11 protein-coding genes and 1 pseudogene are annotated in these 7050 nt (G+C 66.8%); 5 read left to right on the top strand and 7 right to left on the bottom strand.

The annotated features are described in order from the left end of the window. The 3 genes from KIH27_RS17000 to KIH27_RS16990 form a co-directional block, all read right to left on the bottom strand. Window positions 1–403 (bottom strand): type II toxin-antitoxin system Phd/YefM family antitoxin (locus tag KIH27_RS17000; protein ID WP_214094137.1); only part of this gene is annotated, 403 nt, incomplete at its 3' end. Then, the gene (locus KIH27_RS22660) at window positions 400–819 is read right to left on the bottom strand and encodes a type II toxin-antitoxin system PemK/MazF family toxin (RefSeq protein WP_307856916.1); all 420 of its coding nucleotides are present in this window, start codon (window positions 817–819) and stop codon (window positions 400–402) included. The genes KIH27_RS22660 and KIH27_RS17000, both read right to left, overlap by 4 nt. Window positions 820–893: 74 nt before the next feature. Further along, window positions 894–1295: a hypothetical protein gene (locus KIH27_RS16990; RefSeq protein ID WP_250150280.1), complete on the bottom strand. Its 402-nt coding sequence runs from the start codon at window positions 1293–1295 to the stop codon at window positions 894–896. An 88-nt stretch (window positions 1296–1383) separates the two neighbouring features. Between KIH27_RS16990 and KIH27_RS16985 the strand changes: the two genes are divergently transcribed. Continuing rightward, a complete protein-coding gene (locus tag KIH27_RS16985; RefSeq protein WP_214094136.1) occupies window positions 1384–1935 on the top strand; it encodes a YaeQ family protein in 552 nt (183 codons plus the stop codon). A 35-nt stretch (window positions 1936–1970) separates the two neighbouring features. Here KIH27_RS16985 and KIH27_RS16980 read toward each other — a convergent pair. Then, window positions 1971–2228: pseudogene (locus tag KIH27_RS16980) on the bottom strand (type II toxin-antitoxin system PemK/MazF family toxin); the annotation flags it as partial. A gap of 21 nt (window positions 2229–2249) precedes the next feature. Next, window positions 2250–2669 carry a cellulose-binding domain-containing protein gene (locus KIH27_RS16975; protein ID WP_214094135.1) on the bottom strand — a complete coding sequence of 140 codons (420 nt, stop codon included), beginning with the start codon at window positions 2667–2669 and terminating at the stop codon, window positions 2250–2252. A gap of 142 nt (window positions 2670–2811) precedes the next feature. On the opposite strand from KIH27_RS16975, the gene KIH27_RS16970 reads away from it, so the two are divergent. Genes KIH27_RS16970 through KIH27_RS16960 form a run of 3 tightly spaced genes read left to right on the top strand, consistent with a single transcriptional unit; the run spans window position 2812 to window position 4266 of the window. Continuing rightward, window positions 2812–3192, top strand: coding sequence for a hypothetical protein (locus KIH27_RS16970; protein WP_214094134.1), 381 nt, complete (start codon window positions 2812–2814; stop codon window positions 3190–3192). A gap of 20 nt (window positions 3193–3212) precedes the next feature. Then, complete coding sequence (locus tag KIH27_RS16965) at window positions 3213–3866, top strand: vWA domain-containing protein (RefSeq protein ID WP_214094133.1); 654 nt, start codon at window positions 3213–3215, stop codon at window positions 3864–3866. A 34-nt stretch (window positions 3867–3900) separates the two neighbouring features. Beyond that, window positions 3901–4266, top strand: a complete 366-nt coding sequence (locus KIH27_RS16960; RefSeq protein WP_214094132.1) for an RNA-binding S4 domain-containing protein — start codon at window positions 3901–3903, stop codon at window positions 4264–4266. Window position 4267: 1 nt separating this feature from the next. Here the strand turns inward: KIH27_RS16960 and KIH27_RS16955 are convergent, their stop codons facing one another. Both KIH27_RS16955 and mug read right to left on the bottom strand, forming a co-directional pair. Next, window positions 4268–5680: a PE-PPE domain-containing protein gene (locus tag KIH27_RS16955; protein ID WP_214094131.1), complete on the bottom strand. Its 1413-nt coding sequence runs from the start codon at window positions 5678–5680 to the stop codon at window positions 4268–4270. A gap of 111 nt (window positions 5681–5791) precedes the next feature. Beyond that, complete coding sequence (gene mug, locus KIH27_RS16950) at window positions 5792–6304, bottom strand: G/U mismatch-specific DNA glycosylase (protein ID WP_214094130.1); 513 nt, start codon at window positions 6302–6304, stop codon at window positions 5792–5794. Between the two features lie 72 nt (window positions 6305–6376). Here mug and KIH27_RS16945 point away from each other — a divergent pair, with 72 nt between their 5' ends. After that, entirely contained in the window at window positions 6377–6991 is a 615-nt protein-coding gene (locus KIH27_RS16945) for an FKBP-type peptidyl-prolyl cis-trans isomerase (protein WP_372451407.1), read from the top strand. The last annotated feature ends 59 nt before the right edge of the window (window positions 6992–7050 follow it).

Here is a 7050-nt window from a genome sequence, read left to right as displayed (position 1 = left end):
CGAGACCGGCGGCGATGGCGGTCGCAGTCTCCTGCCATGAGGTCAGTTCCGCGAGCACCAGATACGGCTGGCCGGTGGAGAACGACGCTCGCGCGGCGTCGACGAGGTCCTGGGCGCAGCTGGCCCGGTCCCCGGGTGACAGGGCAAGCATCCACGGGAAGGCCTTGGGCATCCGCTCTGGGAGCGGACCGGTGTCGTCCACCGCCACGCCGATGAGCTGTGCGGCGAATTGGAGCATGTGGTTGCGGCTCTCCGCCTCGCGCTGCGACATGAGCACGAGCGCCTCGCCGTCGCGCCGAGTGACCGTCACCGGGTGGTTTTCAGCCTCGGCGAACACCTCGGCCGAGTGCTTGCTCAGGTCTGAGGAGCGGCGCGTGGTGGTACGGAAGGCTGCCGTGGTCATGCCACCAGACTATTCGGAATGTGTTCGGACGTCGAGCGCGGTGCATCGGCTCCCGCGTCGTACCCAGATCGCCCCATCCGCGCCGGGAGGAATGCAACCGGACCGAATATGGCGGATTTCCGGTAAAGCTCGCCGTATTGCCCTGCGCTCCTGGGCATTACAGATCTAGGCCGAAGCGCAGGGCTTGGTCGATGGCCTGCTTCTGATCTGAGCCGATCATTCCCTTGACGAGATGACAGTCGTTCGACCGAGACGACTCGCAGTTGGTCGCAGCGCGCGTACGAGGTGTGGTCCAGCCCGCCGGCCTCGGGCTCCAGTTCGACATGGCTTCGCAGGCCGTAGCCAGCGGTCGTGATCGGGACGACGACTACCAGACCACCCGGTCCGTTGTTGAGAACGTCGACCGACATCACCACCGCTGGGCGACGGAAGGCCGGTTCGCATCCGGCCGGCTGGCCGATGTCGACGCAGTAGACCTACCCTCGCCAAATCACGCCAGCGCGTCCCACTCGCGACGCTCGGTCAGATAGCGCTCCCACAGTTCGGGGTCGCTACGCAAGCGCTGGTAGTCCCCGTTGAGCCCCCGCAGGAATTCTTGCCGTTCCAAGGCATCGATCGCTGCGTGAACGACGTCGATGACGGCGGATTGACGAGCCTTGGCTAGAGACTGCAGGCGCTCAGAATCGGGACGGCGGACTCGGAGGGCGCTCCCGGCCCCTTGCTCGTCTGCGGTGGGTAGTACGACTCCGAGGTACTGCATCGAGGCGTCGTGGCGATCTGCCGGAGTCGCCCGGGCACGGAATACGACGGAATCGAATATGGCGGGCTTCCGGTAGGCTACACCGTATTCCGCTGCTGCCCAGTTTGTTTCGTAGGTCGATGCTGCCAGCATAGTTGCGTTCTCGCTGCGGAGTGCTCAGCCCTACCCACGCAAAGCGGCCCGCCTGCTCGACCGACACCGCCTGGGTGGACACTATGACGTGGCCCTTTCCGCAACAGTATTCAAAGTCGAACTCGGCGTCTCCGATGTCGATCACGGTTACTACGCCGATCACACGCTGACCGTGGCCCGTCATCCCAGTGAGACCGATGAGCGGATGGTGGTGCGGTTGTTGGCGTTTGGGCTGCGTGCACACCGGCTCGGCGACGTCGACGGTGAGTTGGCGTTCGGGCCGGGCCTGTCCGCCCCCGGCGTACCGGACCTGCGGCTCACCGACTACACCGGCCGGACCCTGGAGTGGATCAACGTCGGCCAGCCCGACGAACGCGCTATTGGCAAGGCGGCGAGCCAGGCCGATCAAGTGCTGCTGTTCCCGTTCGCCGCCGGTGTGGCCACCTGGTGGCGCACCGTCGGCCCCAAAGTGGCGGGCCTGTCGAACCTGTCGGTGGTGCAGATACCGCATGGACCGGTGCAGCAACTGGCCCAGACTGTCGATCGGCGGATCTCGGCGCAGGTGATGGTGATCGAGGGTCAGGTGACGATGACCGTAGGCGGAGTCGACGTCACCTTCACGCCCGGGCCATTGGAGTGAATGGCTGAGCAAACGGCCGGGGCTGCTCCATTCCCTCAGTGCGGCAATTGCTTTCCCTGCTCGCATGGTGACGCACCCTGTCGAGACGACAACCATTCGACGGAGGCGGCTCGCAACTGATCGAAGCGAGTGCAGGACGTGTGGTCCAGCCCGCTGCTCGCCGACTCAAGTGGAACATGGCTACGTAGGCCGTAACCGATGGTGGTGATCGGGACGGCCATCACCAAGCCGCCCGGGCCGTTGTTGAGAATATCGACCGACGCGACAGCCGCCGGGCGTTTAATAGCCGGCTCGTGGCCGACCGGCTGTCGGTGCTACCCGCAGAGATACTGCCGGTTGAGCATGCAGTTCAACGGTGGCGTAAACGACCCGCTCAGGACGCCGCGCATCCCGCCGGTCGCACTGCCACCGGGCGCGATGATCCGATTCCAGTTCGCCGGCGTCAGGACGTAGTGCGTACCGGATTGCCGCAGCGTGCTGTTCCAGGTGTGCGAAACCGAGTCCCCCACCGGCAGATCGAACTCCAGCACCCAGTCGCTCAGCGGCACCGCGCTCGAGTTGGTGATGACGAAGCGAGCGATGAAGCCGGTCTGCCACGTCGAGTTCACCGTCAGCGTCGCCCGGACCGCCGCCGCGTGGGCCGTCGGGGTGACCGCGGGCCCCAGGACGGCGACCAACAGCACGGACAGCGCGACGTGAAACGCCACGCGCCACCGCTTGCCCAGTCCGGTCATGAACCCAACGCTAAGGCCGGATCGGCGATAGCGGCACTCTCGCCGCCGGCGGACGGCCGTACCTTTGCGCAATCGAGACCGTCGCGAAACCGTTCGATCCGCAGTTATTGCGGCATCCGCAGTTTGTGCGGTAAACTATCGCATGTCCAATCCCTACCAGCTGATCCACGCACACCTCAACCATGCGGAGTCGGCCGGCACCGCAGCCGAAGCGCTGCAACACCTTCGGTCCGTTCTGATGGAGGTCGGCCGCCTGCTCGACGAGAAGCTGGCCGGCGCCGTCGTCGACGACGAACTGTCGATCGCAGCGGCCGGCAAACACGCCGGTCTCACCGAGAACGCGGTCGGGCCACGCCTGGCCACCACCGCCCGGCTGGCCCCCTATGCGACCACCGCGGGCCGCGTCAGTGCCGAAGACGTCAAACGCGCCCGCCAGGACAAGCACGCCCGCAATCCGCTGCCGCCCGCAGCACCCCCCGAACCGATGCGGTTCAAGCCGCGCCGGAAAACCAACCCCTCCTAGCGATCTGGAAAGGGCCGCTCATGTCAAACCCGAACATCACCCGACTGGCCTTCCTGCTCGACCGCTCCGGCTCGATGCAGTCGATCAAGTCCGACGTCATCGGCGGATTCGACGCATTCCTGACCGAGCAGCGCGCCGGCGAGGGGCTGTGCACGGTCACGTTGGCGCAGTTCGACAACCAGTACGAGGTCGTCTACCGGGACCGTCCCCTCGACCAGGTGCCGCCACTGCAACTGCAGCCGCGGGGCAGCACCGCGCTGCTGGACTCGATGGGCAAACTGATCACCGACACCGCCGCGGAGATCGACGCACTGCCCGAGGCCGAGCGGCCGGGCACCGTCGTCGTGGCGATCATGACCGACGGGCTGGAGAACGCCAGCCGCGAATGGCGTCGGGCTGACATCAAAGCCCTGGTCGAGCAGCAGACCAACAGCGGATGGGAGTTCCTCTACATGGGCGCCGACCAGGATGCCGTCGAGGTCGGCAAGGGCCTGGGGGTGAAGGACGGGCAGGCCGTCACCTACGCGCGGGGCAAGGCACGCGAGGCGATGGCGATGACGTCGGCCAACATCCGCGGCTACCGCAACGCCAAGATCGCCAATCCCGCCGCGGTGATGTTCGGGTTCACCGCCGAACAGCGTGCCGACCTGGCGGACGACGACGGCGCACACTGACCCCGTCGGTAGGCTGGCGGAAAACGGAGGCGCGGTGGAGTCGACGCGGGTGGACCGGTGGTTGTGGGCGGTGCGGGTCACCAAGACCCGGCCGGACGCGGCCGCGGCGTGCCGGGGCGGTCATGTGCGGGTCAACGACCGGCCCGCCAAACCCGCCACCACCGTCTCCCCCGGTGACGTCGTCACCGCCCGGGTCGGCGACCGGACCCGGATCGTGGAGGTGGTCCGGGTCATCCAGAAGCGGGTCGGCGCCGCGGACGCGGTGACCTGCTACCTGGATCGGACGCCTGCGCCGACGACGCACCCGGCGGCTGCGGTAGCCGCCCGGGATCGCGGCGCCGGCCGGCCCACGAAACGCGACCGCCGGGTCCTCGACAAGTGGCAGGCGCGGCAGCGGTGACTCACAGGGGCAGATCCAGCGCCCCGGCCAACGGTGCTGCTACCCCGTAGAAGAACGCGAATGGAACCAGTGCCGTGGCGGCGGCGACCGCCTCGCTGATGCCGCCCATCAGGTTGCCGTCCGCGGCCTGTTCGGTGATGTAGGTGCCGAGAGTGGCTGGGAGCGTGACCAGTAGCGCGTTCGCGGTATCGGCGTCGGGCAGCAGCGTCGCGTACAGCTTCGAGAGGCTGCCGCTGAAGTCGTTGACCAGATCCAGGAACGACGGGGCGGCGGCCGTCGGATCGGTGCTGTCCGGGGTCACCTGGTAGTTGTCCGGGTCCTGCAGTTGCGCGACCGCATCGGTGATGCCCTTTTGCAGGCCGTTGCCCAGCGCGGTCGCCAGATCCGTCGCGCTGATATTCGGCGGCAACCCGCCGGCGATCGTGGTGGGCACGTCGGCGTCGCCCTGATTCCAGCCCTCGGTGATGCTGCCGTAACCGAGGTTCACCAGGATTCGCGTATCGGGTTCGAGCAGATCATAGAGCGGTTGCCCGATCACCGGAATCGCCTGAAGGGGTTGCAGCAGTGGCAGTTCCGCGTTCGGGATCATGTAGTAGTTGGCCATGGTGTCGGCCACCGACGTCGGCAGTTGAATCGCCTGACCGCCGTCGGCCTGCGTCGTGAGTTGGTCCGCCGTGAGATTCTGGTACTGGCTGTGCGCGAAGACGATGCCGAAGATCGCGTTGAGGTCGGACAGCAGGTTGGTGCTGTACTTCGGGAAGTCGGCGAAACCGTCGTATTCGATCGTGTAATTGTCGGTCGGGTAGAGATCCGACGGCATCGCGCCACTGAATGTGATGCCCAGGCTGGGAACGGTGATGTGCTGGCCGTCGACGGGAATGTTGAAACTTTCCAGTGCCCCGCCGTTGGGGCTGCTTTCGTTGCCGACCAACACGAAGTGCACGTCGTCGACGGGCACACCCTGGGCTTTCAACTCCGGCATCAGCAGCGACGAGATCACCGAACTCTGCGACCACCCCCACACCACGATCGGGTTCTCGGCGCTGACACCGCCGCCCGTGATCTGGCGCAGGATCGATTCGTCCAGAATCTGCTGTCCCTGCGCCTCGGATGTGTCGAACGGCAGCGTCTTGACCCCGGTGGTCGGCTGCAGTCCCTCGGGGGTGAAGAACGCCTGCGCATCGCCGGTGAAACCGCGCGGCGCCAAATACAGGGTGTTGGCGGCGTCCACGTAGGCCTGCGACGGTACCGGCGTTCCGCTACCGCCGATGACGAAGGCGACACCATTGCCCAGCGGCGAATCGGCGGTGACCCCGGTGAGCTGCACCGCGTGCATGTGGCTTCGCATTGCGGGCGGCGCCATCGGTGCGATGGTGACGATGCCGGTACCGATGAGAAGCGCGCCGATGGTCACGTAGCAATCAAGGGTAGTTTGCATTTGCCTACCTCGCTTTAAGTGCGATATCAGGGTGCATATAGACAATAATTGAGAACGGTCGTTGTCGACAAGGCTTTCCGACCGGATTTATGCGCCGTCCAACGCAACCCGCAGTTCGGCGTACGCGCCGATCAGCGCATCGAGGGTGAAGTTCCGGTTGAGCCCACTGGGGTTAGGTAGCACCCATGCTTCGGTGCCTGCGAACCCGCCCGGGTACCGACCCCAGTCGATGTCCGACCTGCCCAGCATGGCCGTCAGCGCACGCTTGCCGAGGAACCCGATCGCACGCGGCCGGTACTTCCGGATCTTCGCCTCGAAACCGGGTCGTGCGGAACGGAATTCGTCGGTCGAGACGTCGTCGGCTTTGCGGGTGGCCCGCTCGACCACGGTGGTGATACCGCAGCCGTACTCGAGTAGGCGCCGCTCGTCGCACGGCTGCAGGCAGACGTCGGTGAAACCGGCGCCGTGCAGCGCCCGCCAGAAACGGTTGCTGCGGCTGGAGAAGTTGTGGCCGTCGGCGACGGCGGTGGTGGCCGGGTTCAGGCCGCAGAACACCACGTCGAGACCGGGCGCCAGGATGTCCGGGTGGTAGCCGGTCACCTCGACTCCCCCGCTGCCACCCCAGGTGACGCCGCTGTGCCGATCATGGGGCAAATGTAGTGGCGCGGTAGCGTGGCGGCCGTGAAGCCCACTCGTATCCTCGCCTCCGCAACGTTCGTGGCCTGTGCCCTGACCCTGGTGGCGTGCGGCACCAGCAGCGACACCTCATCGGCGACGACGTCCTCGATCGCCGATGTGTTCCTGCCGCCCAAGGCTCCGGCCGCGACCGGGTGCCCGATGACCGCGCCGCCGAAGGGCGGTGCCCCGGAGTGGACACTGGCCGGCGCGACCGGCACCCTCTCGGTGATCGGCTCCACCGACACCACCGCGCCGGAGATCATCGTGGGCACCCCGTTCAGCGTCAAGGAGACCCAGGTGCACACGCTGCGCGCCGGGGACGGACCCGTCGTCGCCGACAACGCGTCGGTGTCGGTCTGCTACATGGGCGTCAACGGGCGCGACGGATCGGTGTTCGACAGCAGCTACGAGCGCGGCGCCCCGGTCGACTTCCCGCTCACCGGTGTGGTCCCGGGCTTCCAGAAGGCGATCGCCGGACAGAAGGTCGGGTCCACGGTCGCGGTGGCGATGACCTCCGCCGACGGCTACCCCGACGGCCAGCCGGCCGCGGGTATCCGACCCGGCGACACCCTGGTCTTCTCGATCAAGGTGCTCAGCGCGTCGCGCTGACCCCCGACCGAGCTATGAGATAGTGCCGCCCGGCACCCCGATGCGCGGGGTGCCGGGCG

It is taken from the genome of Mycolicibacter acidiphilus (assembly GCF_018455725.1).
Taxonomy (GTDB): Bacteria; Actinomycetota; Actinomycetes; order Mycobacteriales; family Mycobacteriaceae; genus Mycobacterium; species Mycobacterium acidiphilum.
This window is presented reverse-complemented; position numbering and strand designations above follow the sequence as displayed.